Raw genomic sequence first — 25,538 nt, 5'->3', positions numbered from 1 at the left:
CTGTGGTTTTACACATTCTCATCAGGAGCTGTTCCAGTAACAGGTTCCTCATCATCGGAAGTTAGTTCAGCTCCGATGACCCGAATGATGTCGTTCGGATAAATATGTACGCCGCTCGCCTGTGCGAGAGCAATTCGTACCATGGCTCGTGCAATGACTGGGGCCGGGATGGCGCGGTAGGAAGCGAGCTTGCCCGTCATCAGACCGTCCAGCGCTTTCATGACAACAGCGGCAGCGGCTTCACCCAAACGTCGTTCAGGTCTCGCGCCCAAAATCAGCGACGGACGGAACAAATGCAGCGCAGGCAATCCGACAGCAGCAAGCGCCTCTTCAGCCTCACCCTTGGTGCGATTATAAAACACGCGTGAATCCGGATCGGCGCCCATCGCAGAGACCGTAAGCATCTGTACCGCTCCAGCTTCTTTGCCCAACTGGGCTGTCAGCACCGGGTAGTCCAGATCCACCAGACGGAACTGCTCCTTGGAGCCCGCCTTTTTCATCGTTGTCCCAAGGCAGCAAAAAACATCATCCACCCCTTCGAAGGCGAGCGCAGCTTTCTGAGGCTGTTCCCAATCGATGAGCGCCTGCTCCAGCTTGGGATGCTTGATGTCCAATGGACGTCTGCCCATAACCATGACGCGGTTGTATTCCTTTTGCACCAGCAGCTCTCGTACAACATAACCCCCGACAAGCCCTGTTGCACCCACAACGACCGCTTTGCGTTCCATGATAGACCTCCTTTGTGCCATAGCGCTCCTGCTCCTACAAATTGCGATTAGGTTAATTTAAACGGCTGTTCGTCCGCCTCCTTGCTTTTGGACGGACACATCGGTAGGTACAGGGAAAATGTACTTCCATGGCCCTCCTCACTCTCCAGACGGATAAACCCGCCCAACAAGCGGGAAAAATCACGGCTGATGGACAATCCCAACCCAGTTCCTCCATATTTACGATTAATGGAACCGTTCGCCTGCTGGAATGCCTCAAAAATAACGTGTTGCTGAAGCTTGGAAATGCCGATGCCCGTATCTTTTACAGCAAATACAACCCAATCTCCCTCCTGTCCCTTTCGATCCAGATGTTGTGTACTGATTTCCAGCAATACACGTCCTTTATGAGTGAACTTAAAGGCATTGGACAATAGATTACGCAAAATTTGCTGTACGCGTTTGGAATCAGACCGGATTTCGTTCGGTATAGGCCCATGCTCCTTCAAGCTGAATTCCAGATTTTTATCCTTCGCTGTGACTTCAAAATGCATCATCATCACCTGCGCAATCTCACGTACACTGACTGGCTCACTTACGATTTCCATGTGCCCAGCCTCGACCTTGGATAGGTCCAGAATGTCGTTGATCAATTGGAGCAAATCATGCCCTGAGGCATAAATTAGATCACTATACTGGTCTAGCTCGTCCTCATCCAGCTCTTTTCCCTGCTCGTTGATAATTTGCGCCAGATTAATGATACTGTTAAGAGGTGTACGTAACTCATGCGACATCGTTGCCATAAAATCGGATTTATATTGGGAAGCCATCATCAGTTGCTTGGCACGTTCCTCTAGAATGACCTTTGCCTTCTGCAACTCATCTCGCTGCTCTGATAACAACTCATTCGCCTGCTTAATCTGATGATTCCGCTGTTGCTCCATCTGAAAGTCCCGTAAAATCAGAGCAAATAAAAAACTGAGTACGATGCCGATAGGCAGTGTAAGAGGAACAACCTCCGCTACATAATAGCGCCAAGGAATGACGCCCAGAAAGGCGATATTTAACGTATTTACGATATTAACTGCTAAAATGGTCACTGATGCCTTGATAATCAAACGCCAGGTGGAACGACGCATCCAGTAGTTCAATCCGGCGCACAGTACGCCCAGAATGCTCATATTCAAAAAGCCGACCCACGCCGCCGTATGCAAACCGAAGGTAAATCTCGTAAGTCCGATTGCGACCCCAATAATAATAAGCGTATAGGAGCGGGGATACACCAACGCCGCGATAATCAGCGGTACGAAACGCAGATCAAAAATAACTGTTTCACTAAAGTTAAAACCAAAGCAAGAGCTGACCCATCCGCCAAATATCACTAGCAGCACCGAGCTGACATATTTGAACCGCGAAGAGGTACGACTCAAACCATATTTATAAATCACGTTCGCCACATAGGCAACGGCAATCAGCATCCCTAAATTCATTAAAAACATCATTGAAAATTGCATGGACTCACACTCCCATAGCGCAAAAAATTGGATGCCAGGCCTATGTTAACCGCGTTTGCCTTTCTTGTACATCATAACATGAAGCCCCATCTTTCGACATGTCAAAAGGTCTTACATCCGTATATAAAAAAAGCGAACCTCAATGGCTCGCCCTAGTGCTGATACCTATAGAGTCAGCTTGTGATGCCTTTGTTCCGGCGCCACTCTTTGACAAATAATTCGGCAAAATAAGGGTCCCATTGGGTTCCCTTTCCCTCTTCCAATATCATAACCGCCTTCTCTTCCTTCATACCTTGCCGATAGGGACGATCAGACGTCATCGCATCATAAGCATCCGCTACAGCAATGATTCGCCCAAATAAGGGGATATCTTCCCCAGCGAGCTGATCAGGATATCCCTTGCCATCATAACGCTCATGGTGCGAGCGCACGCCAGGCAAATAAGGGGCCATAGCATAAGCCGGTTCAACTTGCCGGAGAATGCTCTCTCCCATAACCGGGTGCATTTTAATCTGATCAAACTCCTCGTCCGTCAGCTTGCCGTCCTTGAGCAACACAGCGTCAGCCACGCCGATTTTACCGATATCATGCAGCAAGGCTGTTTTGCGCAGCAAGTCGAGGTCCGTCTCATTCAAACCTCCCTTGCGCCCAATGAGTACGGAGTATTCAGCTACACGCAAAGAATGTCCTGCGGTATAGGCATCTCGCGCATCCAGTGCTGCCGCCAAGGTGGCGAAGTAACTGTCCAATAGCTGACCGTTCTTTTCTTCCCGTTCCTTCAGGCCCTCGATCATCATGTTAAATCCTTCGACCAGCTCCGCAAATTCGTCCGAATACAAATCGCTGGCATTACTGTTCAGGCGACCTTCCTTCACTTCATTCATTTTTTCCAGCAGATGGTGGATCGGTTGTTCGATCTCACGGGTCAGCAACCTGCCGCCCAGATAAGCAAAGGCTACACCAAAAATTAAAATCGTACCCGCCCAAGCCCAATAGGAGCTAGAATCCGTCGCCTCCAAACGTTCCAGGCGAATCTGTGTAGCTAAACAAAATAAAAATAAAGGAAAAGCACCAATGAGCGTCGCGCTTAACTGAAATTTATGCCGAAGCGATAGCAGGACTCTTCCTCGCAGGGACAGGTTTAATCCATATTGCTGGTAGGTTCGATCACGAATTTCCTCCAGCAGAGGTTTGATTGCTCTCATTGTCAGGAAAAATTCAACCAGTGCGTGCATGGAAGCGACCAGACAAGCTCCTATACAGGCGATTCCTACATAATAAAAGGGAAAAGTAAGTTGTCCAGTATGTATCATCCATAAAGCAATAACGGTTGCCGGGATAGAGAAGCCTAACAAATGCGGTCCAACAATACGTAAAACTGACAAATTAGGCAGATGATGAACCCGGATATACACCGCTTCTACATCCTTAAGCGTTTCCTGGTTACCTAGAAAAAAACGATGAACGGGTCTCAAATGCATTCGAAACACTATGGTTTCACAAGCAATCATAATAACGCTGGAAAATGCAATAATTTTAACAAGACCCAGAATTTCATAGTGGGCTACATTTAACGTGGAAAATACAAAAATCATACCTACCAACAATACAGCGATAAACGAACCTATAATATAGTTCAGGATAACATGCTGAATAAAGCGCTTATAGGTCGGCAAATTGCTACCCCTCTTTTCATCCGTACACTCTAAAATATCTTGTGTATTCAATATCGGAGTCCAACCATCAAAAGTTTACCTTCTTGTTCGAGCATTTTACATAAATACGAGGACGGCTTTTAATCTGCAATTTATAGATGGAAAATCATCTTATTCTTAATTAAGAAACTCGCGAGGGAAGGACATTTTAGCCAACATTTTTTCCAGTCAATCATCAAAAAACCAAAAATGACTTGTGTTTTATAATCATTCTTGCTATACTATTGAAATATGTATTAACCCCATAAGATTCCACGCAACAAGCTATTACTCCTAATCACCGTATGGAGCTTCTCCAAATTTTATGTATAACCCTAATGTAGAATTTTGAGCTTTTGCCGAAGATTTTCACATTCACACTGGCGCGGTCATCGGAGCCGCAAGGACGAAAGAGAGGTAGGGCTTTTGTCGTTTGGAAAATGAATAGTGGAATCACACTGCCCCTTACGAACATGCTGACCATATAATGCAAGGTAGCAGGGGTTGAATATATATTATGCCATCAAACGTTGTAGTTTGAGCAGGCCGTGCAGTATATGCAAACTGCACCATCCTCCGGATGATCCCCGGGGGATTTTTCATATACGGAAAGCATATCTATGAACAAAAAAGTGGCCCTGCCGATACATCGGCAGGGCCTATAGCTTGATCAAAAAGGGGTTAATAGGGTCATTATAGTCTCGCTTTCTTAAAACTAAATGATATGCACCTTAAAAACTCATTAATTTTCCAGTTTTATATACCTTCTAATAATTCGTCCAATATTCTGTACCATCGGACGGCATTGTTTGCGTAGTGGAACGTCTTGTTTCCGCTTGGGTGCGCCTTTGGGTCGAGGGACGTTCCCACCCTTCCAGTAAAACAACATGCTGGGTACCCGAATTGTTTTCCCAAGTGATGTAACGCTCCTGTTCCATATGTCGCAAGGCGACTGTAATTTCAGCGTCTCGCTTGCCCGTTTTTACGGTCAATTCCGCCATTGTGGGCATGTGGCGATGCTGAGCGAAATAATTATACAAAATACGTAGCAGCTTTCGTTCCAAATCTGGCAACATCGTCTTCCCTCCTACATAGAACATATGTTCTCATTATAACACATAAAAATGCACCCTCCTACTGGAAGATGCATTCGGGCTTGTATGCCCATGCTGAATTTAGTTTTTTTCCTTCTCCTGACGACCGACAGAGCGCAGCCACCAGGCGATTCCACCAACACTTCCAAGTGCCAGAACCGTTAAGAAAATAATATAGAACAAATGAAATGCACGATCACTCATGGCAATCGCCTCCTTACTTTATGTATACACTTTCCAGCTAAGCCTGTAAACCTCTTTTTAGTCCCACATTCTAATTTTTCCCAGGTAATCAACAATAAATACTTGCTTGAGATTCATCGGTACATACTAACTAAAAGTGGTTAATACCAAATATGAGACAGACCAAGGAGGTTATTGAATATGAAATTCCTATTGATCGTGATCATCGTCGTGCTGATCGTTGTATTGCTTATGAGAAGACGCAGATAAGCAGAGACATCCTGTATCGTAAAAAAATACAAAAAAAGGCTTTCGGCACATCACCGAAAGCCTTTATCCATCTGAGGTTAAGGCTAAATTACGCCTTGTTCTTCTTGTTATATTTAATAAAAGCAATTACAAGCGCTACAGCAAACAATATTCCGCTGACCACCCATGTTGTCAGAAATGCCATACCCAAACCGACATTAGACCCCATCGTCGGGTGATTCATGGCAGTAAACACTGATCCCTGCATCATAAATATGGTACAGAACAAAACAACGGGCGCTAAAATAATCGTGCTTGCTGTCTTCCGAGTACCAGATACTGCGATCACGCACAGAGCGGAAATCACCAAGATCACCCAATATATAACTGCTTCCCAAATCACTGAAGTGCCCACCTGTTCAACCTCTTTTCTATCCATTCGTATATGCCTATTCTATTGTAACAGACGTCACACAGTGAACCAAGCCATAATTTGATCAGAAAAGGGGTAAACCCTGCGGATAACGTAAATAATGTACAGTAGCGATCCTACACCAAAGACATGAAAGGAAATGATCCCATGAGAAGTGCAAGTCCTTTTGTCATTGTAAACGATGTGCAGCAGTCAATTGATTATTACCAGTCTGTCTTAGGCGGGAAAATCAAAGTGCTAAACAAGCAGGAAGGCAGACTCTTGCACGCTGAACTTCACCTGGGTAGCAGTCATATCCATTTTTCGGATTCCTACGGTAAGCCGCTGAAAGCACAGCATGTACAAATCATTCTCGACTGTGAAAGTGAGGACGAGCTTAAGCAGGCTTACCGCGCACTAGCAGAAAAAGGTACCGTTACCGTGGAGCTACAAGATACTTTCTTTGGTGCGCTGCACGGCGAAGTAACAGATCACCTCAACCAGATTGGATGGGTGATGAACTATTTTAAGAGATGAACACGTTCAGCCATAACCGAATACGTCTTATAGCCACCATCAACGTTCCTCACCCGATAACCGTTTTGAGTCAAAATTCGGGCCGCAATATAGCCTCGCAGGCCGACTTGGCAGGATACCGCGATCTCCAGTTCACGAGGGATTTCTGCCATCCGCTCTCTAATCTCGGCCAGCGGAATATGAATCGAACCTGGAATGGTTCCTGCCTGTAGCTCCATTGCATCCCTAACATCAATAATAAGACCACCATTGCGGTGAAAATCATCAACTTCATGCCACTGTATCGTTTGGACCAGCCCGTCCATGATATTCGAAGCCACGTAGCCCGCCATATTCACAGGGTCTTTTGCTGACGAATATGGCGGTGCGTAAGCAAGTTCAATATCAGCCAGTTCACGGACGTTCAAATGGCCACGAATAGCGGTTGCAATGACATCAATCCTTTTGTCTGCTCCATCAGATCCAACAGCCTGCGCCCCATAGATCATCCCGTTCTCGGGATTAAAGAGCAGCTTCATAGCGATGGGTGATGCGCCAGGGTAATAGCCGGCATGCGAACCAGGATGAATATGAACAGCCTGATAAGGAACGCCCAGCCGCTGTAATGTTTTTTCATTATTACCTGTAGAAGCTGAAGTCAATGCAAAGGTCTTAATTACGGATGTTCCAAGCGCCCCATCATAAGAAATGGCTTGACCGTTAATATGATCCGCTACCAAACGCCCCTGACGATTGGCTCCCCAAGCTAGTGATACCATCGTTGCAAACCCATGATTGCGGTCTTTGACCTGGATGGCATCCCCCACCGCATAAATGGCCGGATCGCTGGTTTGCAGTTGGGCGTTGACCTGAATGGCGCCGCGAAAACCAATTTCCAATCCGCTTTGCTTGGCCAACTCATTTTCAGGAACAACACCGATCGCCAGAATAACCATGTCCGTATGAAGCACACCCCCGGAGGTCAATCGAAGTTGTGTCCCCTGCTCTTCAAAAGCCGTGACTCCTTCCTCTAAACGCACCCCCACCCCGTTCAGCCTCATATGCTGTTCTACCCATTTGGCCATTTCAGGGTCCAGCGGATTCAATAATTGTTGACCCATATCAATAATAGTTACTGCAAGTCCACGCTCCCGCAAATTCTCGGCCATCTCCAGCCCAATAAATCCGGCCCCGATCACCGTGACATGCTGGGGATGTCTTTCATCTACATATGCTTTAATGACGTCCGTGTCATGAATGTTTCTTAATGTAAATACATTCACAGCTTCATGTAATCCGGGAATGTCCGGTATCATCGGTTTGGCTCCCGGCGACAATACCACAATATCGTACGGCTGCTCATCTGTTTCCCCTGTAATCATATCGCGGAAGCGGACGAGCTTCTGCTCGCGGTCTATTTGTATCACTTCTTTCAGTACCCTTACATCTATATTAAAACGGTCTCTTATCCCTTGAGGCGTCTGGAGAAACAACTTCTCCCGCGCATGGATTGTCCCGCCAATATAGTAGGGAAGGCCACAGTTCGCAAAAGAAACATGCTCTCCGCGTTCAAACAGAATAATCTCGTCTTCCTCATTCCATCTACGCAATCTCGCAGCAGCAGAAGCTCCACCTGCTACCCCGCCAATAATAACTATTTTCCTACCCATTTCTTCCCCTCCTTATATACCCTATGGGGTATAATATATACCTATGGGGGTATGGTGTCAACACGCAAAAAAAGACGGAGGTTGCCCCCCGCCTGATAAACATTGAACGAATACTGATCTGGGTCGAAAAATCACTTGCGATGCTACACGAATGCTCTGTCACACTTAGTCTAAGAAGAGTCTACTGCTACTACTGCTGGCTGGCCGCGATCGCCTGCTCCAGATCGTACAATATATCGTCTATCGCTTCTGTCCCGACAGATAGGCGTAACAGCTCTGGTTTGACTCCGGCAGCAACCTGTTCTTCCACATTCAACTGCTGGTGCGTTGTGCTTGCCGGGTGAATAATTAAAGACTTGGAATCACCCACATTCGCCAAATGGGAAAACAGCTTCACATTCGCAATCAGCTTGCTTCCCGCCTGGCTTCCACCTTTAATACCAAAGGTCAGGATTGCTCCTTGTCCTTTCGGCAAATACTTTTGAGCTAATTCATAGGACGGATGGCTCGGCAACCCGGTGTAGCTGACCCACTCCACATCCTTGTGGCCTTCGAGATATTGCGCTACCTTCAAGGCATTCTGACTATGTCTTTCCAACCGCAGATGAAGTGTCTCCAAGCCCTGAAGCAGCAGCCATGAATTGAACGGAGAAATGGCCGCTCCCAAGTCCCGCAGCAATTGCACCCTTGCCTTGATAATATATGCGATAGGCCCCACCGCCTCGGTGTAAACAACTCCGTGGTAGCTCGGGTCCGGCTCAGTCAGTCCTGGGAAACGACCACTCGCTTTCCAGTCAAACTTGCCGCTGTCCACGATCACCCCACCAATAGACGTACCGTGCCCGCCAATAAACTTCGTTGCCGAATGCACAACAATGTCTGCTCCGTATTCAATAGGACGCAACAAGTAAGGACTTGGGAACGTGTTATCCACAATCAGCGGAATACCATATTCGTGCGCAATCGCCGCTACAGCTTCCACATCCAGCACATTGCCCTGTGGGTTGCCAATCGTTTCGGCAAATAATGCCTTCGTCTTATCCGTAATGGCTTTGCGGAAGTTCTCTGGGTCATCCGAATCGACAAAATGTACTTTAATGCCCAATTTCGGCAGGGTTGTAGAAAATAGATTATAGGTACCGCCATACAGACTGGAGGCCGACACAATTTCATCCCCAGCTCCAGCAATGTTCAGGATGGAGAAGGAAATCGCCGCCGCTCCCGAAGCCGTTGCCAACGCGCCAGCCCCGCCTTCCAGTGCTGCGATCCGTTGCTCGAATACATCCGTGGTCGGATTCATCAGACGCGTATAAATGTTGCCGAATTCTTTCAGCGAGAACAAATCAGCCGCATGCTCCGCATCCCGAAATCCATATGAAGTGGTTTGATACAACGGAACGGCACGGGCAAAGGTAGTAGGATCAATTTGTTGTCCAGCATGGACAGCGAGAGTTTCAAATGACAGCTTGCGTTCTTCTGACATGATTATTTCCTCCCTTGTTATACGTGCTGTATGAATCGTCTCTTCCTGTATGCGTACTCATGGATGATTTTTCAATCATTCTCGCACAAAAAGAACGATTTGGGAAGATAATTCTTATTATTCAGGTAGGATATTATTATTTTGTCGAAATATCAGGTTTCGGATCGGAAGGTTTTGCCCAAATACTCACCCAGACCAAAGTAATGACGGAAATTATAGATGAGTGGGCTCCACTTTGTCGGATCAATATGGTTCTCACCGAGGATGATATCCTGATGAACATGCACCTGTATGGCTTGAGTTTCGACGATCACAAAATAAGGAGAATGGTTAGGGATTCTCACATCCTTCACCTTAGCTTCAATTTGAATAGGGCACTCCCTGATTCGGGCGGGCTTGACCCTATTCGACTCAATCGAAGTTAGTCCGCTGATCTCATACTTATTTTTATGGTACATAAATCCATGTTCCTTCTTTTCAGCTGGAACAGGATTCTTGCCTGTATAAGGGGCTAAACGTTCTACATTTTCCCACATTGAAGGCCCCGGGACGTTGATTACACATTCGGGATGTCGCTTCATATTTTCAAATGCTTTCCCACCTATTCCAATGCCTAGTACCACACAATCTCCTAATGCCCACGAAGAGGAAATGGGGCTAATATTGGTCGTTCCATCCTCATTCAGCGTATTGAGTAAAATCACAGGGGTTCCGTAATATAAAATGCTAGGGTTAATCGTTTTAACGTCTGAACTATAATTCATCTCATTCATCTGATTTATTGGGTTCATTATCTCTTCTCCTTCTATTCAGATCTGCCTCCCTATTGTAAAATATAAATATTTCAACCTTCATCGAAGTATGGATTACAAAGGGGGATAACCGTGCCATGAGCACCAAGTCAAATGTAGCCATGATTGCTTCTCTTGTTAGCGAGCCTTCCCGTGCAGCTATACTCACCGCTTTATTAGACGGCAGGTTCCACACGGCAAGTGAATTGGCCCATATGGCAGGCATCAAACCGCAAACGGCCAGCTTCCATCTGGCTAAAATGACCGAGGCACAAGTCGTTACTGTAGAAAAACAAGGGCGTCACCGTTACTATGGCATTCAAGACCCCGAAGTTGCCCGGGTGATGGAATCATTTTTATCCATAGCTCCGTCTGTCCCCATCCATTCATTCAAACATGCCTCCGAAAACGAGGCCCTACGGTTGGCAAGAACTTGCTACGATCATGTTGCGGGTCAATTAGGCGTGCAGCTCATGAGTTTTTTCATTCAAAAGGGTATTCTTTCCGAGGATCGGGACGGGCTTCATATCACGGAACAAGGAGAGGCTTTCTTCACTGACTTTCAGATTGACCTTACAAAAACAAGACAAAAGCGCCGCTCCTTTTCACATAAATGCCTGGATTGGAGTGAACGACGCCATCACCTTGCAGGTGCTTTAGGAAATGCACTTCTGGACAGATTATTCGAATTAAATTGGATCGAGCGTCTGCCCACAACCCGCGCGATACGTATTACAGCCGATGGTAAAAGAGGTTTTAAAGAGATATTTTCGATAGAGGTCGACTAAATCATCAGGGTCCTTTTATTATTTCGCATTACCTCAAATTAAGAAGCTTTCCCGCTCTGATCCGCCGCTTTTGCCCCATCTGCCGGAGAAGGTTGTATGGTATTATGAAAAAAAGGTAGCCACAGCCATATACGTCTCCTTTTCATAGTCAATGATGTGTATACATATGACTAATCCGCATATCAAGACTGTGCGTTTCCCCAGAGTAATGAAACAGGTGTGGGCTGGATGAAGCTGTTCATTGATCAACCTCTCTTGAAGAACTCTACCGTTTCGTTAAATGATTGCTGAGCCGAATGTACGTTATATCGGGGAGAGTACGGATCACTGAATCCGTGCTGTCCGCTGAATTTATGTACCCGGATATTACGGTTATCTAAAATTGAAATGAGCTCATCCACATTAAATGATGGTTCTTCCTGTGGGAAAAAAAGCAGTGTTGGACAATGTGGAGTTATTTCTAAATAATTCCTAATACGAGAGCCATAGTATCCTACAATTCCATCAACATACTTTTCTTGACTACACAGCCAGGCAATCGTTGCCCCTATGCTAAATCCAACGATAAATACCTTTTTATAACGAGCTCGAGTACTTAATAATAAACTTTCAATATAATAGGAAGAGCGTTCAAATCCTATATTTTCTATAAAATTGGTATAGGCACTTTCCTCTTGCGAATAGTCATAAGGCGTTTCTTTGCCTAGTAAATTTGGACAAATGACGTCATAACCCTGATCTGATAATAGGCTACAAAAATTTTGTATATGCTGGTTAATCCCATAAATCTCATGCAGCACAACAATTAAGGTGCCCGACTTTTTATCTATTCTTATCATATTGTCCCCCTAACCAGTTTTGAATATGGGAAAATAATTCATCCGGATACGCGTATTTATACTTAGCTGCCACTTCCGAGGATAATCGTTTAAACAACTCAAAGGATACGATCAGTGCTTCCCAACTATGATTGGGTCGTATTCCCCAAAAGATTTTTTCAAATCAGTAACAACATCTTGATCAGCCCATTCATTCATGAATTTCCCTGCATGCCAAGTATCATATTCCGATCCATGTACAGCTTTTGCATGCCACTCTATCATTTGCAGCAATAATTGTTTACAGTCCGTATCTCTTTGCTTAGCTACCCACAGATCATTGCGCAAAATCTGTTTAGCCACATATAGAGAGGCGAAGCAATACATGTTAACAACCTGTAGATAAGCACCTTCAGATATTGGAGGAGTATCCGGGATCGTTGTGGTTTGAGAAATGATTTGATTTCCATTCCCCGTCTTATCGAGCAGCATCCTGACCCCCCGCTGAAACCCTTCAGGAATACGTCCATTTTTGATTATATGATCCAGATCAGAAGCATGACGGAATAGAAAATCAACCTCAGCCCCTTGGTCAAAGAGAACGAGAATATATCCTCCTTTTTTAGAAAACATTATATCCAATCCAATAATTACGGTATATATTTTTAGTTAACATTCAAAGGAATGATGCCTGATATACACCAATCATCAAATCAATTTCCCAATCTTCAGCCTGTGATATAATTCTTTCAATATTACAGTTTGGAAGGATGGTGCAGATGTCGGAGCAGCGAGTATACATCCGGTTCTCTGAGGAGACGGACGCCGCAGAGTTGGCAGCAATGTACAAGCGTAATCAGGAGTTCTTTGATAAGTTTTCGCCAAACAACCAAGAGAAGTACTATACGGAAGAGTACCAGCTACAGACGATTATTAAGAGCAAGGCCGACATGATGGAGGATCGGAAATATTCCTTTGTGGTATGCCACAAGGAGGATGACCGGATTATAGGCAGCATAGGTCTATCTTTTGTGGTGAGAGGACCGCTTCAGAGCTGTATGATCGGATACAGCCTAGATCAAGCATATAACGGCAAGGGCTATATGACGGAGGCGGTGAAGCAAGTGGTTCGCTATGCTTTCGATGAGCTAAAGTTTCACCGGATCTTCGGGGAAGCCTCTCCTCGGAATCCAGGATCCATCCGTGTGCTTGAGAAGGCTGGCTTTCACAAAGAAGGCATCTCTCGAAGCAACGTAAAGATCAACGGAAAGTGGGAGGATCACCAGGTACTGGCGATTATAAATCCGTCAGAGGATATCTAGTTTAAAAGGAGGGTATTATGAAGTATCAATCAATCAAACTGCATGAAAAGTTATCTAAGTTTAGTGATCATTGGTCTCCGAAAGTTATTGGTGAAATGAATGACTATCAATTTAAATTGGTGAAAATAGTTGGGGATTTTGTATGGCATGATCATCAGGATACCGACGAGGTCTTTATTGTACTTGAAGGTGAGATGTTCATTGATTTTAGAGATGGACGGGTACAAGTTTCTCAGGGAGAGATGTTTATTGTACCTAAGGGGGTCGAACATAAACCTTTCGCCCATGAGGAGTGCCATATCATGCTAGTAGAGCCGAGGGGCGTAGTAAATACTGGAGGAGCAGAGTCAGAATTAACGGCAGCCAATGATACTTGGATTTGAATATATAGCAATAATTAGAAGTGAACAAGAAAAATTGAAGCTGATCGGAGATGGGGCGTATGCACTCCGTAGCTTTCTATTATTGCATTAAGCGACGGGCAGGGGGATAGTTAAACAAAAATTTCGAGAAAGGAAGAGTATAGTGGATGATAAGAAACGCAGAATTTAAGAATAGTTATGCAGGATGGCGAGAAGTAGAAATAAAGGATTCCTCTCTAGGCATTACATTTCCCATGATGGTAATGTATCCAACGGACGAACCCGAACAAATAGAGCGATTGGGTCCATACCAGTTAGAGTTGGCGAGAGAGGCAGAGCCATCGGAAGGAAGGTTCCCTTTGGTTATCATCTCTCACGGTACTGGCAGTACACCGCTTGTGTATCGGATTTTGGCGCAGTATTTAGCACGTAATGGTTTTATTGTCGGCATTCCAGAGCATCCATTTAACAATCGAAATGATAATAGTCTGGAAGGGACTGCCCAGAATCTTATCTATAGACCTAGACATCTTAATATGGCCACCGATTGGTTTTTCGATAGTATGCTGTTCAAGGACAATTTGATACAGAATGCTGTGTCGCTCATTGGACATTCCATGGGTGGTTATACGGTATTAGCAGCGGCAGGTGGCGTGCCGACTTCTTTTCCTCACGAGACCTCGGACGGAAAGCCCCAGTTTATAGAGGTTACACCAGATTACCGAGTAAAATGCCTCGTTTTACTAGCGCCAGCGTCGGTCTGGTTTCAAGCTGAAGATAGCTTGCGTACGGTTAATCTACCTATCTTAATGATGGATGCAGAGAAGGATCAGTACACTCCTTCTTTACACGCGCGTATAATATTGGATGGCGTGCTGGACCCTAAGAAGGTACAATACAAAACAGTAAAAAACGCCGGACATTTCTCCTTTCTGAGTCCTTTCCCGAAATCGATGAGGACTCGAGCCTTTCTCCCATCGCAAGACCCTCCCGGCTTTGATCGCGAACATTTCCATAGGGGACTTAATGCTGACATATTGGATTTTCTATATGCTCATACACGTTAGTTGGATGACAACAGCGGCTGCCTAAGACTTTATTTTTCAAGTCTTGGTCTGCCGCTGTTTGATTTTTGTTCAGTCTAAAGCTTTATTTCCACTGGACATTTTAAAGAAACTGTATTCGTTTTGCAGGACTCTCTTTTCAGCACCCCTTTGTCTCCATAAATGTAATTTAAGTATATCTATCACCATGACGGTCGATGACCACAAATAGAACCAGCTGGCCCTATTTCATCGACATTCTGTGTGTTATTCTCTAAAGACACAAATTTACCATCAATAATTCTCACATAAGTCATATCCCCGTATGTCGGTTTGTTCTTGTCTGTTTCAGGTGAAACGAACGTAATGAATACATTGCACAGACGAGAACCGCTACTTAACCTCATATCGACAGCTTGATTTATAAATTTCGACACCTGATTAGGATTCAAAATATATGGTCTTGGCGTACCTGTTGGGTAATACTGTGTCCCGGACTGATTGTAAGGATTAAAATACATTAACATCTCTCCTCAGAAAATTTTCATTTCCTGATAACCTATGCACACAAAATTCAAATGGTTAAATGTACACCTTTTTTTCTCTAAACGTTAAATTATTTTATTCCATACAACACGGTCTCTCAGTGCATGATTTCTCTCTTATTCACCTTAACACCTGATAAGGATTGATCGAACATATCGAGAATAAAAAGGAACCTCTCAGCTTCACGAAATACATGATCGGCTAATAAAGGATGGATAATGCTTTTTATTCGGCACTCGTCGATTAAATCACGCGCTGTTTTCTTAAAATCACGCAAGGACTTCACAGAGACACGGTTTTCATCAACAAATTGACTCAGCAGTGGAACGGTCTGTGACTGTGGCCGCATATGACTTAAATCAATCGCTTGAAACATTAGCATATCAAAATCATTACTAAACTCCCTAGCTTGTTCAACCAGTTTACGTTCGGATGGATCAAGCAAATGGCCTATAAATTTTGCGTGATCAGCCATGATTTTTAAGAAAAATACATTTTCGTCAATAATAGCATCAGGTAAGGGTTCAAGTGTTCCTGAATTGAGTTCTCCTAAACGATTTCTGAAATAATTTGCTTCCCGGCTTACGTGATCTACCAGTAAAGGAAAATTGGTTTGTCCAGGAAGCTTACATTGTAATATAAGGCCCAGTACCATCCTCTTAAATGCCCAAATATTCGTCGCTGCATTCTGAACTTCCGTATTAAACTCTTTGATTGTATAAGAATCTGTCTTGTTATTAAATTCATGCGACCTTTTCTCGATATCCTCAAAAATGGCGTAAAACTGATTGGCTTCTGTTTTAAGTTGAGTATCTTCCGCTCTAAAACCTAACCCCAGAAAAAAGGAATGCTCCTTCATAATCCTCGACCAAAATCGTATTTCATCTAATGAGCGCGAAACGAATGCATCCAATCATATCCCTCCTCTATGTGAGCAAAAAAGCACTTACTTAGTCATATGGGATATGCCAGGTCATTATGAATAATGAAGTTCCAAATCTCATACAAATCTAACTTTGAAGTTGAGCTATTGTGACTCGTAACTCTGTTGCCTTATTTATGTACGTGAAATTTTTCTCTATACTGGCTATTGACCGTCAAAGTTATTAGATCATTTAGGGTTTTCTCCTTTTCATACTTTCGACGACCTACGTTCCCCTGAAACAAATTAAATTCCATAATAATACTCATATTTGAATTTATATCATTTAATGTTTGGACATTTCTCCCAATCTAGTTCTATAATTCACTTGTTATTTCATATATTTAGGAGGAAGTCATGAACAATATTATATTCAAAAAACTAGGAACAATAGTGTTAGCCCTTCTTATTGGAGCTTCGGTGTTCTCATTGTTCCCTACCGTTACAAAAGCAGAGACTACAAATGTGACCTGGTCAGATGGATCTTTAACAAAAACAATTCCTGAATGGAATCAAACCGATATTGCTAATGTAGGTAAAAGCTCAGGGAAATGGTATTGGGAAGTAACCCTTAATAAAGGAAGCGGCGATATTGGAATCGCAAATTCAGACAAGAAAAAACAAATCAGGTACACTGGTTCTCATGGAGACAGTCATGGTCCTACGAGCCAATCTTTTGGCACAGGAAATTATAATTACGGGGCCGTTTATACAGTAAATGATGTCATTTCGGTCGCTTTAGATCTAAGTAATAACACAATAACCTTTTACAAAAATGGAGTTTCACAAGGTATTTCTAAGTACACTCCTTCTTTATTAGGCGATACTGTATATCCCTACATAAGAAACGATCAATTAAATGGCTCTGTTGTATATACTGCTAATTTTGGAGCAAGTGATTTTAAATATCCTATTCCTGAAGGATTTTTACCTTATCAAGATTCGGATACATCTACAACACCGGATCCATCTACTAAGCCCGATCCGTCTACTACACCGGATCCGTCCACTAAGCCCGATCCGTCTACTACACCGGATCCATCCACTAAGCCCGATCCGTCTACTACACCGGATCCGTCCACTAAGCCCGATCCGTCGGATACAGATGGGGCCTCCCAACCAACTGGTGATCGTGCCATTCTCACTGTAACCATGGAAAATGGGTTTGATAAAGAATTCGATTTGAGTAAAAAAGAACTGAATGCCTTCATCGCTTGGTATGACGCTAAAGATGCTGGTAGAGGTGCTTCTTTCTTTGCCATTGACAAGCACAATAACAACAAAGGTCCATTCAGCAATCGCAAAGACTACGTAATCTTCAACAAAATTCTCACATTTGAAGTAAGCGAATATTCAACTAAATAAACATATGAAGGGCTTCATGTCGGCTAACATGCCGATGAAGTCCTTCTTTACATTTACTCTAATCTCGAGATCACGCCTAAACTGCTATACTGGACGATACATTTTTTCTAGACTAAAAGTTTGCAAATCGTTTTTTAAACAAAAAAAGCACGGCTTCCAAAAAGCCTGGAAGCTGTGCTTGGCTTATTTATTCAACACTAATATTCGATAATAAAGGTAACAAGATAAAATGAGCAACTACCTCAACCGATGAGGATACTCACAGGAGAATTCGTCATGTTAAAAAAAGTTCTATCCATTGCTCTACTTTCTGTAGCTCTAACAGCTTGTGGAAGCAACTTTAAAGAAACAACGACAAGGTCTGGGTCTTCAAGTACATCCTTTGCTACTGAACAAACAGCAAGCAATGAAAATACTGCTCAGCAATCTACTACAAATGAGGTCACAGATAAACAATATGTATTTGCCGAATTCATGAAAGATGGGACACCCGTTTTAACAGAAGATCAAGCTTCTATGGAACAAACATCTTATGACTTCATTGTTAAAAACAGTGACTTATTTCCTTCCACAGACAAAAGCAAAGTCATTAATCTAGTAGACAAATCCGTAACAACAAAACACTTAAATAAAAATCTGAACTTATACTTAAACAAATTTGTAAAAATAAGCGGCGATGTAATAGATATAGAAGAAGATAACATTCCTATAGGCACAACGGCTATCGTTTATATTAGTGATGAAAATGATAATACAGTAATGGCAGTTTATCCGGGAGCAAGTGGAGAAATTTTTGAAGGAGACGTTGCTTCAGTTATTGGAGTTCCTATCGCTAATTTTTCATATGAAAATGTTTCAGGTGGCTATACGAATACTACACTGTTAGCAGCTTCTTTTCTCTCGAAGGAAAATCAATAAATTTTAATGTGCTTGAGTTTCATAGAATGCTGATGAAGGGAATTGAACCCCTACGTATTACGAGTGCGTCGAAATAGAGTCAATAACAATAAGCTTGCGGGAGAACGTATTTCGGTTCGACATACCGACTGCATTCATAGTTGTATTAACGATTCATTAAATCGATAAAAAAGCTTTCTATACCACTCTTTGGGGTGATTATAGAAAGCTAATCTTCTTTGCAGCGTCTATAGCGCTCACTTAAAATTTTTCAGGAACTGTTTGACAATGCCTTCTGTCAAGATGTCCGCTAAATGAATCACATGGATCTCGTTTTTGTCTGTTGCTGCAATATCCGCTTTCCAATCTCCTTTGATACAGTCAAGGACTATTTCCGTAATCAACTGAAGGTGCGTATACAGCATATCTTGTAGCGCTTTAAACTCCCAGTTAGGATTCGCTGAACTTAAAAATTTGGCGATATCGTCGGCGTTGTATGCCAATCCGCCTCTAGCTTTTTCACATCCGCCTGATTACCCGCTTTGGCAGCCGCTACAATTTTGCCTGCGATCAGAATATGCTCCCTCAGAAGATCAGCCAGCTTATTACCAGCGGCTTCCCCATAATAAGGCTTGATCATATTGCCTATGTCCTGCTGTTCCGTAAAAGCCGGTCCAATACGTCCTTCTGATCTTGACGAATAAATATGGCGCTAGACAATATAGCTTCTCGTCCATATTGTATGATCGATTCATACCTTCTGCATATCGCCTTTCATTTGCACCATTTTGGAACTTAGGCAAGCAGAATCCTTCTCCTCGCTTACCTTCGCTTGCACGACTACTAACGGAGTCATGACGTTGCACATTAGCATTTAACCATCCTGCCCGTTAGCTTAATGGTCCATTGTTAGTCTACTTTTTCTCCGTCTTAATCTTTATTTTCTGTCTAAAGACATAATTCGAATAAAAACAATCCCCGCCGACCAAGTATGGTTAGCGGGGATTGTTAAGTTGTTTTTGAGTTGTTATTTACGATTATCTTTTTTTGTGGTTTTCAGGCTCGCGACGTTTTAAACCCGCCAACCCAATTAACCCCAACAGACCAAGCCATCCCCAATTATCATTATCGTCATCATTATTAGTAGTCAGCATTTGTGTTCTACCATTGTCGTTTGTGCCCATATTGGTTTCACCATTTTTAGCAAATGCTACTGCCGCTCCAAAACTTGATATCATTAATGCAACAACAACCATTATCTTCATTTTTTTCAACATACCTAAACCACTCCTTTAAATTTGTGTTTGTAATCAATTCTTTAATGTTTTTAGCATGCCCCGTAGAACTTATTTCATATACACACATTAAATCTTCACTACTGGGAATCATAAATTTGTACATCATTAAAATAAAAAAGGAGTGGTTTTTATAATGGGTATCCTAAGCGGGAATCCAAAAGACGAGCCCATGCATTACGGAGAAATTTATAGTGTGTGGCAGTTTTCAGCGTTAGCGAAAGGTAGCGTTTCATTTTACCAAGCATGTTTAAACCACGCAGGTGACAAAGAACTCAAAAAAATACTGGATGATCTTATTGATCAAGCTAAACTGGAAATCCAAGAATGCGACGCAATGCTAACTGATAATGGTATTGCCCCAGCTCCTATTTTGCCTGAAAGACCCCCTGTGAAACTTGAGGATATCCCGGTTGGTGCAAGGTTTACTGATCCCGAAATCGCAGCTAAAATCGCATTAGATACCTCTGTAGGATTGACATCTTGCAGCCAAGCTATGGGTCAATCCATTAGAGAAGACATCGGGGCTTTATTTGCGAAGTATCATCTAACTAAGACTGCTTTGGGAGTCCGTATTCTAAAAATGAACAAAGAAAAGGGTTGGCTAATACCTCCCCCTCTTCAATTAAAAAGACCTGAACCAGTTAAAGCCTAAATTTCCTGTACGAATCTTCAGCACATTGTTCCTTAGATTGTTCAACAAAAATCCCCGCCGACCAGTTAAGGTTAGCGGGGATTTGTTTTGCTTACGTTTAAGCACCTCCGATGGTAACGTAAGGTTGAATACTATTGTGGTGGTTAAGGGCTTGATCCGGCACAGTAACAATAAACAAAAAGCTAGCCGCAATGATCAGCAGTACCATTTTTTTCAACATTGGTCATCCACACCTTTTCGATAAAATTTAAAAACGCTGCTTTGGTTTCAGGAACCGCATAATCCCGAAAATGTAAAAACAAACCCATACAGTTTATAAAATAAGTCTCATTATTTAATGTATGATAACTTACCAATGCATACATCAAATGTTTAAAACCATCAATGTAAGAGCCTCGATGTAAATAATAATAAGCTAACTCGTAACCAAACCAAGCGATATAATCCGGTATCACTTGTTGGGTATACATATCATCTGATGATGGTTGCTGTTGTGCAAAAGCGTTTATTTCCGCTTCAAATTGCTGAAGTATACCTTCCACATCTATGTTATATTGGTTTGCTGAAATTATAACATTCAACAGTTTTGAGATTTTCTCATTCTCGTTAGTGGCTGATGTTGCTGCAATATATTCAACATAATCTTGAAGCACACTTATATCTCCTGACAACAGTTTATATACGTAAGTATTACCTTCTGCCCAACTTTTAAACAAGCTAACCCAGTGTTGAGTGTCGTCGTCAGTCTCTTTGACCCAATCTAGATTAGCGTAGGTGTATGTATAATCTAGAGCTTGTTGATAGTCGCCTTGGGCTTCACAGACACTTGCACACAATAAATCAGCATAGGAAATGTACACAAATAAGGGACGACTTAGCTGCTTATTAGTCTCATCACACTCTCGATTCTTCTGTTGATGTTTCAACGAATATTGAGCTTTCGCTTTTTGCTTCATTTTTTTCGCTGTTTCATCAACCTTATCCCATTTACGCAATGAACGATACACGTTAGCCAAATCCTTCAATGCGTCAAGTTGGTCTATTTCATCTAGGCGCTCAACAAAAGCTTCAAATATCGTAGCTGCACTGAGATTGCGGCTTTGATCGTCTCCAACTTGAATCGTGAATATGCGATATTGACAGATGGCTAAGCGCTCAGAATGTTGGTACTTCTCCGTTTCAGCTACACCCTCATAGAGCAGCAACGCAGCATCATGTCGTCCCTGTGCTAATAACGCTTCTGCCATATCAAATAGTTTAGGCGAATAGAGTAGGTTGTCCATAATGGTTCCCACCACTCGACGGATCGCATCCAGCTTGTCCAACTCCGCACAGCGATACAAAAACGGCTCGATTCGCCTCATATTCGGTGGAGTGTCGATGATGTAGTTTTCTATAAATAGATCATAAAAATAGCCTTCTGGTAAACCCATAGCCTCAGTAATGCGATCTATCTGGTTAACAGACATAGATTTATTTCCTGACACTATGCTACTTACTATCCCCCTGTTCATGCCTGCTATATGCCCGAATTGCGTTAGACTCATGCTCTCTTGTTTTAAGTATCTGTCTAATTCTGCTCGTATCGTAGGTGTATGCTTCATGCCATAGCCACCCTTCGCATAAACTTTCCATAATTTTTAAAATCATACTTCATTTTTCACCAAAATTAACCACCTGTCAATATACTATGCAACTAATGTAAGAATTCGATCTTTAGCATGAAACGAAACAAAAAATTAATTATGTATAGCATAATAATCCTACTAAAAAGACCTCAACGTAGAAGATTGTCCAGAATCACAAAAAAAACGCGTCCTCCAAAAAGCTTGGAAGCCGCGCTGTGCTTGAGTTTATAGCTATGCTGGTGAAGGGAATTGAACCCCCGGCCTACGCATTACGAGTGCGTTGCTCTACCCCTGAGCTACACCAGCAGGTCAGTGTAACTGACAACAAAAACTATTATACTCTTAGTTACATAAAAATCAATCACTTACATCAACTTTTTCAACTAGGATTTGGATTTAGTTCGGTAACATTTCCTGTCGCGGTGCCAGATAGTTTCTCTGCGACGGAACGGAGCTTTTGGTGACTGGAAGAAGGCTTGTCACGGCGATCATCAATTTTGACCGAAGTGGAAACACGCTTGGCTCCAGACAGGAATGGCGCTTCGTGCAGCGCAGCAATAGCGGTGAACACATCGTCCAACGAACCTTCAATAATCGTACTCATGGAGGTAAGCTCATAGGTAATTCCTTTTTGCGTCTTCAACACTTTTTGCATCTGGGCAACGTAGTCGCTCAGGCTTGTACTCCCCGTTCCAATCGGGATCACTGTCACTTCTGCAATAGCCATCGCCAAGTTCCTCCTTAATTTAAAATCGTCGCTTCTTTAAAAATCTAAACTCAGTCCGATAGTGTGAGTAACCCGATTTCATAAAAAAAGTTCATATGTATGCTGCTTGTTTCTGTAGGAAACAACTCTATCATTCATTGTACCGTTCAAACTGCCTCAATTCAAATACAGCGCGCGACTTCTCTGCATATTTTGATTTTCCATTCCTTTTCCTTTACGTATGGCTTTGAATGTTGCTATAATACTCCTTGCACTTATTTGAAATTTTAAGTTTATACACACAATATGTTGGGTTAAATATTCATAACACGTCTAAATATAGTGATGTAGCCGATAAATCGTACGGGAACCATCTTTTCCCCCTTCATTGGCAGGTGCATCGCTATTTCTATGTTATTGGATTACATACAGCCCCCAAATGCTGTCTGACCATCGCATTTTTCGCCATTATCTTCTCATCATGATCATTTTCATGCCTATTCCCAAGTATGATTCCAAATCAGGAAAGCGAGGAATTAATCCTATGCCACAACTCGTAACCAAACCAAACAATCGCCAGTTGGCTTTTGATGAAATACGCATTTCCGTATATGCCGACCGTGTACTCAGCGGGCTGGACAAGCTGGATAAAGATCGGCTCATCCGCGGTGTAATTAGTAAGCTGCGCCGGGACGAAGTCACGGGGGATGACATCAGCAACGCGTTTGCGATGGCTGCCCTTGAATTGGTTAGTAAGGAAGAACCAGACTGGAAATTTGCCGCTGCACGTGCTTTGCTCACTTCCTTATATAAAAAAGCAGCTACTCACCGACGTTACAAATCCTATGCAGACGAGCCTTACGGCGCTTTTTATCCACTGATCACTGATTTGGTTCAAAAAGGAATTTACCGTCAAGAACTGCTCGACTACTATACTAAGGAGCAGATTGATGAGTTGGGCGATTCCATATTGCCGCAAAATGATCTGTTGTTCGATTATATTGGGCTGTTAACGCTGTCTGAGCGCTATTTGGCCAATGATTTTGACGGACGCGTAATGGAACTGCCGCAGGAACGCTACATGATCATCGCGATGTATCTGATGCACCAAGAGCCTGCCGACAAGCGTATGGAGCTGGTCAAGGAAGCATACTGGGCGATGAGCAACATGTACATGACAGCAGCTACACCAACCATGTCCAATGCCGGAAAAAAGGTGGCCGGACAGCTCTCCAGCTGCTTTATCGACACCGTAGACGACTCGCTGGAAGGCATTTTCGACTCCAATACGGATGTAGCCCGTCTTAGCAAAATGGGCGGCGGCATCGGCGTATACCTCGGTAAAGTACGGGCGCGCGGCTCCGATATCCGTGGACATAAAAATACAAGTTCCGGCGTCATTCCGTGGATTCGCCAGTTGAACAATACAGCTGTTAGCGTAGACCAATTGGGTACTCGCAAAGGTGCAATTGCCGTTTATCTGGACGTATTCCACAAGGACATTCTCGCGTTCCTTGACCTGAAGCTGAACAACGGTGACGAGCGGATGCGTGCACATGACGTGTTTCACGGCGTATGTCTGCCCGATCTGTTCATGGAGCGGGTCGAAGCCCGGGGCGAATGGAATCTGTTCTGTCCGCATGAAGTGAAGAAGGTGATGGGCTGGAAAGATGACAAGGGTCGTCCACTGGGTCTGGAAGATTTTTATGATGAAACCTTCGGTTCGGGTACCTTCCGCGAGAAGTATGAGGAGGCGTCACAGCATCCCATTCTCTCTCGTATTACAGTGCCTGCCATCGACATTATGAAGCGCCTGATGAAGTCACAACTGGAAACAGGTACACCGTACATGTTCTACCGTGATACGGTAAACCGGGCCAACCCGAACCGCGCCCATGGTATGGTATATTCCTCCAACCTGTGTACGGAAATTATGCAAAACCAATCTGCAACTGTAGTGGAAAAAGAGGAACTGGTCACCAAGGACGGACAAACACGCATTGTTATTTCCAAAATTCCTGGCGACTTTGTTGTGTGCAACCTGAACTCCATCCATCTGGCTCGTGCGGTTCCGGCAGGTGTGCTGGATCGCCTCGTACCGATTCAGGTACGTATGCTGGATAATGTTATTGATATCAACAACATTGAAGTGCTGCAAGCACAATATACGAACAGCCAATATCGCGCTGTCGGTCTGGGTACATTCGGACTGCATCATCTACTCGCACTGGAAGGTATCCGTTGGGAATCCGATGAAGCGGTAACCTATAACGATCATTTGTATGAAAAGATTAACTACCTGGCAGTTAAATCCAGCATGGAGCTAGCGAAAGAAAAAGGCCGTTATGCGAAATTCGAGGGTTCTGACTGGTCTACCGGGCATTATTTCACTTCACGTGGTTATACGGACGGTACACGCGAAGGCAAATTTGTCACTACGTCCGAGTGGAGCGAACTTGCGGAAGAAGTCAAACAAAACGGTGTCCGCAACGCATGGCTGTTCGCCATCGCGCCTAACGGTTCCACGTCTATCATCGCAGGCTCTACCGCTAGCATTGATCCATTGTACGAGCTGCTTTCTTATGAAGAGAAAACAACTTACAAGATCGCTAACCCTGCACCGGACTTGAACGAAAAAACCATCTGGTACTACAAGACAGCTTTCTTGCTGGATCAACACGCTTCGATCAACATGGCTTCTGCACGTCAGCGTCATATTGACCAAGGCCAAAGCTTTAACCTGTATGTACGTCCCGATATTAAAGCAACTGAATTTTTAGAGCTGCACATCCATGCCTGGAAATCAGGTATGAAATCGACCTATTATGTACGCAGCCGCGCACTGACGATTGAAGAATGTGATAGCTGCGCATCCTAA

The 25,538-nt window shown here is 43.4% G+C and carries 24 protein-coding genes, 1 tRNA gene and 2 pseudogenes; 9 read left to right on the top strand and 18 right to left on the bottom strand.

Features of this window, described 5'->3' with window-relative positions:
• Window positions 1–8 precede the first annotated feature (8 nt).
• The 6 genes from T3H97_RS02560 to T3H97_RS02535 all read right to left on the bottom strand — a co-directional run bounded on the left by T3H97_RS02560 (window position 9) and on the right by T3H97_RS02535 (window position 5,880).
• Complete coding sequence (locus T3H97_RS02560; protein WP_328801596.1) at window positions 9–728, bottom strand: NAD(P)H-binding protein; 720 nt, start codon at window positions 726–728, stop codon at window positions 9–11.
• A 47-nt stretch (window positions 729–775) separates the two neighbouring features.
• The gene (locus tag T3H97_RS02555; RefSeq protein WP_328801595.1) at window positions 776–2,221 is read right to left on the bottom strand and encodes an ATP-binding protein; all 1,446 of its coding nucleotides are present in this window, start codon (window positions 2,219–2,221) and stop codon (window positions 776–778) included.
• A gap of 173 nt (window positions 2,222–2,394) precedes the next feature.
• On the bottom strand, window positions 2,395–3,897 hold the full coding sequence (locus tag T3H97_RS02550; protein WP_250268991.1) for an HD-GYP domain-containing protein: 1,503 nt from the start codon (window positions 3,895–3,897) through the stop codon (window positions 2,395–2,397).
• A gap of 785 nt (window positions 3,898–4,682) precedes the next feature.
• Window positions 4,683–4,991 carry a hypothetical protein gene (locus tag T3H97_RS02545; RefSeq protein WP_134904522.1) on the bottom strand — a complete coding sequence of 103 codons (309 nt, stop codon included), beginning with the start codon at window positions 4,989–4,991 and terminating at the stop codon, window positions 4,683–4,685.
• Window positions 4,992–5,090: 99 nt separating this feature from the next.
• Window positions 5,091–5,213, bottom strand: a complete 123-nt coding sequence (locus tag T3H97_RS02540; RefSeq protein WP_023986778.1) for a hypothetical protein — start codon at window positions 5,211–5,213, stop codon at window positions 5,091–5,093.
• Window positions 5,214–5,550: 337 nt separating this feature from the next.
• Window positions 5,551–5,880, bottom strand: a complete 330-nt coding sequence (locus T3H97_RS02535; RefSeq protein ID WP_023986776.1) for a hypothetical protein — start codon at window positions 5,878–5,880, stop codon at window positions 5,551–5,553.
• Window positions 5,881–6,021: 141 nt separating this feature from the next.
• On the opposite strand from T3H97_RS02535, the gene T3H97_RS02530 reads away from it, so the two are divergent.
• Window positions 6,022–6,390, top strand: coding sequence for a VOC family protein (locus T3H97_RS02530; RefSeq protein ID WP_103046838.1), 369 nt, complete (start codon window positions 6,022–6,024; stop codon window positions 6,388–6,390).
• On the opposite strand, the gene T3H97_RS02525 is transcribed toward T3H97_RS02530, so the two are convergent.
• The 3 genes from T3H97_RS02525 to T3H97_RS02515 form a co-directional block, all read right to left on the bottom strand.
• Window positions 6,375–8,039, bottom strand: coding sequence for a CoA-disulfide reductase (locus tag T3H97_RS02525; RefSeq protein ID WP_328801594.1), 1,665 nt, complete (start codon window positions 8,037–8,039; stop codon window positions 6,375–6,377). The genes T3H97_RS02530 and T3H97_RS02525 overlap by 16 nt on opposite strands.
• Before the next feature lie 190 nt (window positions 8,040–8,229).
• Entirely contained in the window at window positions 8,230–9,522 is a 1,293-nt protein-coding gene (locus T3H97_RS02520; RefSeq protein WP_023986774.1) for a homocysteine synthase, read from the bottom strand.
• 152 nt (window positions 9,523–9,674) lie between these two features.
• Window positions 9,675–10,313: a flavin reductase family protein gene (locus T3H97_RS02515; protein WP_328801593.1), complete on the bottom strand. Its 639-nt coding sequence runs from the start codon at window positions 10,311–10,313 to the stop codon at window positions 9,675–9,677.
• Window positions 10,314–10,411: 98 nt separating this feature from the next.
• Between T3H97_RS02515 and T3H97_RS02510 the strand changes: the two genes are divergently transcribed.
• Window positions 10,412–11,101 carry an ArsR/SmtB family transcription factor gene (locus tag T3H97_RS02510; RefSeq protein WP_328801592.1) on the top strand — a complete coding sequence of 230 codons (690 nt, stop codon included), beginning with the start codon at window positions 10,412–10,414 and terminating at the stop codon, window positions 11,099–11,101.
• Between the two features lie 245 nt (window positions 11,102–11,346).
• Here the strand turns inward: T3H97_RS02510 and T3H97_RS02505 are convergent, their stop codons facing one another.
• Window positions 11,347–11,940, bottom strand: coding sequence for a dienelactone hydrolase family protein (locus T3H97_RS02505; protein ID WP_328801591.1), 594 nt, complete (start codon window positions 11,938–11,940; stop codon window positions 11,347–11,349).
• Window positions 11,924–12,552, bottom strand: a pseudogene (locus T3H97_RS02500) (aminoglycoside 6-adenylyltransferase). The gene T3H97_RS02505 and the pseudogene T3H97_RS02500 overlap by 17 nt, the downstream one beginning before the upstream one ends.
• Window positions 12,553–12,698: 146 nt before the next feature.
• Here T3H97_RS02500 and T3H97_RS02495 point away from each other — a divergent pair.
• The 3 genes from T3H97_RS02495 to T3H97_RS02485 all read left to right on the top strand — a co-directional run bounded on the left by T3H97_RS02495 (window position 12,699) and on the right by T3H97_RS02485 (window position 14,670).
• Entirely contained in the window at window positions 12,699–13,241 is a 543-nt protein-coding gene (locus T3H97_RS02495; protein ID WP_250242673.1) for a GNAT family N-acetyltransferase, read from the top strand.
• Window positions 13,242–13,258: 17 nt separating this feature from the next.
• Window positions 13,259–13,624 (top strand): cupin domain-containing protein, encoded by a 366-nt coding sequence (locus tag T3H97_RS02490; protein ID WP_328801589.1) that lies wholly within the window; start codon window positions 13,259–13,261, stop codon window positions 13,622–13,624.
• Window positions 13,625–13,770: 146 nt separating this feature from the next.
• A complete protein-coding gene (locus T3H97_RS02485; RefSeq protein WP_328801588.1) occupies window positions 13,771–14,670 on the top strand; it encodes an alpha/beta hydrolase family protein in 900 nt (299 codons plus the stop codon).
• A gap of 179 nt (window positions 14,671–14,849) precedes the next feature.
• On the opposite strand, the gene T3H97_RS02480 is transcribed toward T3H97_RS02485, so the two are convergent.
• Both T3H97_RS02480 and T3H97_RS02475 read right to left on the bottom strand, forming a co-directional pair.
• Entirely contained in the window at window positions 14,850–15,167 is a 318-nt protein-coding gene (locus tag T3H97_RS02480; protein ID WP_328801587.1) for a hypothetical protein, read from the bottom strand.
• 122 nt (window positions 15,168–15,289) lie between these two features.
• Window positions 15,290–16,105 carry a DUF2935 domain-containing protein gene (locus tag T3H97_RS02475; RefSeq protein ID WP_328801586.1) on the bottom strand — a complete coding sequence of 272 codons (816 nt, stop codon included), beginning with the start codon at window positions 16,103–16,105 and terminating at the stop codon, window positions 15,290–15,292.
• Between the two features lie 366 nt (window positions 16,106–16,471).
• On the opposite strand from T3H97_RS02475, the gene T3H97_RS02470 reads away from it, so the two are divergent.
• Together T3H97_RS02470 and T3H97_RS02465 are read left to right on the top strand one after the other, a co-directional pair.
• Complete coding sequence (locus T3H97_RS02470) at window positions 16,472–17,479, top strand: SPRY domain-containing protein (protein ID WP_328801585.1); 1,008 nt, start codon at window positions 16,472–16,474, stop codon at window positions 17,477–17,479.
• A gap of 276 nt (window positions 17,480–17,755) precedes the next feature.
• A complete protein-coding gene (locus T3H97_RS02465) occupies window positions 17,756–18,397 on the top strand; it encodes a hypothetical protein (protein ID WP_328801584.1) in 642 nt (213 codons plus the stop codon).
• A gap of 236 nt (window positions 18,398–18,633) precedes the next feature.
• Here the strand turns inward: T3H97_RS02465 and T3H97_RS02460 are convergent.
• Both T3H97_RS02460 and T3H97_RS02455 read right to left on the bottom strand, forming a co-directional pair.
• A pseudogene (locus tag T3H97_RS02460) lies at window positions 18,634–19,250 on the bottom strand (glycosyltransferase).
• A gap of 163 nt (window positions 19,251–19,413) precedes the next feature.
• Window positions 19,414–19,653 carry a WGxxGxxG family protein gene (locus tag T3H97_RS02455; protein ID WP_328801583.1) on the bottom strand — a complete coding sequence of 80 codons (240 nt, stop codon included), beginning with the start codon at window positions 19,651–19,653 and terminating at the stop codon, window positions 19,414–19,416.
• A 154-nt stretch (window positions 19,654–19,807) separates the two neighbouring features.
• Between T3H97_RS02455 and T3H97_RS02450 the strand changes: the two genes are divergently transcribed.
• A complete protein-coding gene (locus T3H97_RS02450; RefSeq protein ID WP_025723699.1) occupies window positions 19,808–20,326 on the top strand; it encodes a DUF3231 family protein in 519 nt (172 codons plus the stop codon).
• Window positions 20,327–20,508: 182 nt separating this feature from the next.
• On the opposite strand, the gene T3H97_RS02445 is transcribed toward T3H97_RS02450, so the two are convergent.
• The 3 genes from T3H97_RS02445 to T3H97_RS02435 all read right to left on the bottom strand — a co-directional run bounded on the left by T3H97_RS02445 (window position 20,509) and on the right by T3H97_RS02435 (window position 22,681).
• Window positions 20,509–21,930: a transcriptional regulator gene (locus T3H97_RS02445; RefSeq protein ID WP_328801582.1), complete on the bottom strand. Its 1,422-nt coding sequence runs from the start codon at window positions 21,928–21,930 to the stop codon at window positions 20,509–20,511.
• Between the two features lie 258 nt (window positions 21,931–22,188).
• Window positions 22,189–22,260: transfer RNA gene (locus tag T3H97_RS02440), tRNA-Thr, on the bottom strand.
• 73 nt (window positions 22,261–22,333) lie between these two features.
• On the bottom strand, window positions 22,334–22,681 hold the full coding sequence (locus T3H97_RS02435; RefSeq protein ID WP_013308518.1) for an MTH1187 family thiamine-binding protein: 348 nt from the start codon (window positions 22,679–22,681) through the stop codon (window positions 22,334–22,336).
• 523 nt (window positions 22,682–23,204) lie between these two features.
• On the opposite strand from T3H97_RS02435, the gene T3H97_RS02430 reads away from it, so the two are divergent.
• On the top strand, window positions 23,205–25,538 hold the full coding sequence (locus T3H97_RS02430) for a ribonucleoside-diphosphate reductase subunit alpha (RefSeq protein ID WP_328801581.1): 2,334 nt from the start codon (window positions 23,205–23,207) through the stop codon (window positions 25,536–25,538).

Origin of the sequence: Paenibacillus sp. LX16 (assembly GCF_036252815.1) — a bacterium.
Lineage (GTDB): Bacteria > Bacillota > Bacilli > Paenibacillales > Paenibacillaceae > Paenibacillus > Paenibacillus polymyxa_B.
This window is presented reverse-complemented; position numbering and strand designations above follow the sequence as displayed.

What these genes read in the sequence shown, in the direction of transcription:
- T3H97_RS02560 (WP_328801596.1), bottom strand. Translation starts at nt 728, where the DNA reads ATGGAACGCAAAGCGGTCGTTGTGGGTGCAACAGGGCTTGTCGGGGGT.
- T3H97_RS02555 (WP_328801595.1), bottom strand. Translation starts at nt 2,221, where the DNA reads ATGCAATTTTCAATGATGTTTTTAATGAATTTAGGGATGCTGATTGCC.
- T3H97_RS02545 (WP_134904522.1), bottom strand. Translation starts at nt 4,991, where the DNA reads ATGTTGCCAGATTTGGAACGAAAGCTGCTACGTATTTTGTATAATTAT.
- T3H97_RS02540 (WP_023986778.1), bottom strand. Translation starts at nt 5,213, where the DNA reads ATGAGTGATCGTGCATTTCATTTGTTCTATATTATTTTCTTAACGGTT.
- T3H97_RS02535 (WP_023986776.1), bottom strand. Translation starts at nt 5,880, where the DNA reads ATGGATAGAAAAGAGGTTGAACAGGTGGGCACTTCAGTGATTTGGGAA.
- T3H97_RS02530 (WP_103046838.1), top strand. Translation starts at nt 6,022, where the DNA reads ATGAGAAGTGCAAGTCCTTTTGTCATTGTAAACGATGTGCAGCAGTCA.
- T3H97_RS02525 (WP_328801594.1), bottom strand. Translation starts at nt 8,039, where the DNA reads ATGGGTAGGAAAATAGTTATTATTGGCGGGGTAGCAGGTGGAGCTTCT.
- T3H97_RS02520 (WP_023986774.1), bottom strand. Translation starts at nt 9,522, where the DNA reads ATGTCAGAAGAACGCAAGCTGTCATTTGAAACTCTCGCTGTCCATGCT.
- T3H97_RS02515 (WP_328801593.1), bottom strand. Translation starts at nt 10,313, where the DNA reads ATGAACCCAATAAATCAGATGAATGAGATGAATTATAGTTCAGACGTT.
- T3H97_RS02510 (WP_328801592.1), top strand. Translation starts at nt 10,412, where the DNA reads ATGAGCACCAAGTCAAATGTAGCCATGATTGCTTCTCTTGTTAGCGAG.
- T3H97_RS02505 (WP_328801591.1), bottom strand. Translation starts at nt 11,940, where the DNA reads ATGATAAGAATAGATAAAAAGTCGGGCACCTTAATTGTTGTGCTGCAT.
- T3H97_RS02495 (WP_250242673.1), top strand. Translation starts at nt 12,699, where the DNA reads ATGTCGGAGCAGCGAGTATACATCCGGTTCTCTGAGGAGACGGACGCC.
- T3H97_RS02490 (WP_328801589.1), top strand. Translation starts at nt 13,259, where the DNA reads ATGAAGTATCAATCAATCAAACTGCATGAAAAGTTATCTAAGTTTAGT.
- T3H97_RS02485 (WP_328801588.1), top strand. Translation starts at nt 13,771, where the DNA reads ATGATAAGAAACGCAGAATTTAAGAATAGTTATGCAGGATGGCGAGAA.
- T3H97_RS02480 (WP_328801587.1), bottom strand. Translation starts at nt 15,167, where the DNA reads ATGTATTTTAATCCTTACAATCAGTCCGGGACACAGTATTACCCAACA.
- T3H97_RS02470 (WP_328801585.1), top strand. Translation starts at nt 16,472, where the DNA reads ATGAACAATATTATATTCAAAAAACTAGGAACAATAGTGTTAGCCCTT.
- T3H97_RS02465 (WP_328801584.1), top strand. Translation starts at nt 17,756, where the DNA reads ATGTTAAAAAAAGTTCTATCCATTGCTCTACTTTCTGTAGCTCTAACA.
- T3H97_RS02455 (WP_328801583.1), bottom strand. Translation starts at nt 19,653, where the DNA reads ATGTTGAAAAAAATGAAGATAATGGTTGTTGTTGCATTAATGATATCA.
- T3H97_RS02450 (WP_025723699.1), top strand. Translation starts at nt 19,808, where the DNA reads ATGGGTATCCTAAGCGGGAATCCAAAAGACGAGCCCATGCATTACGGA.
- T3H97_RS02445 (WP_328801582.1), bottom strand. Translation starts at nt 21,930, where the DNA reads ATGAAGCATACACCTACGATACGAGCAGAATTAGACAGATACTTAAAA.
- T3H97_RS02435 (WP_013308518.1), bottom strand. Translation starts at nt 22,681, where the DNA reads ATGGCTATTGCAGAAGTGACAGTGATCCCGATTGGAACGGGGAGTACA.
- T3H97_RS02430 (WP_328801581.1), top strand. Translation starts at nt 23,205, where the DNA reads ATGCCACAACTCGTAACCAAACCAAACAATCGCCAGTTGGCTTTTGAT.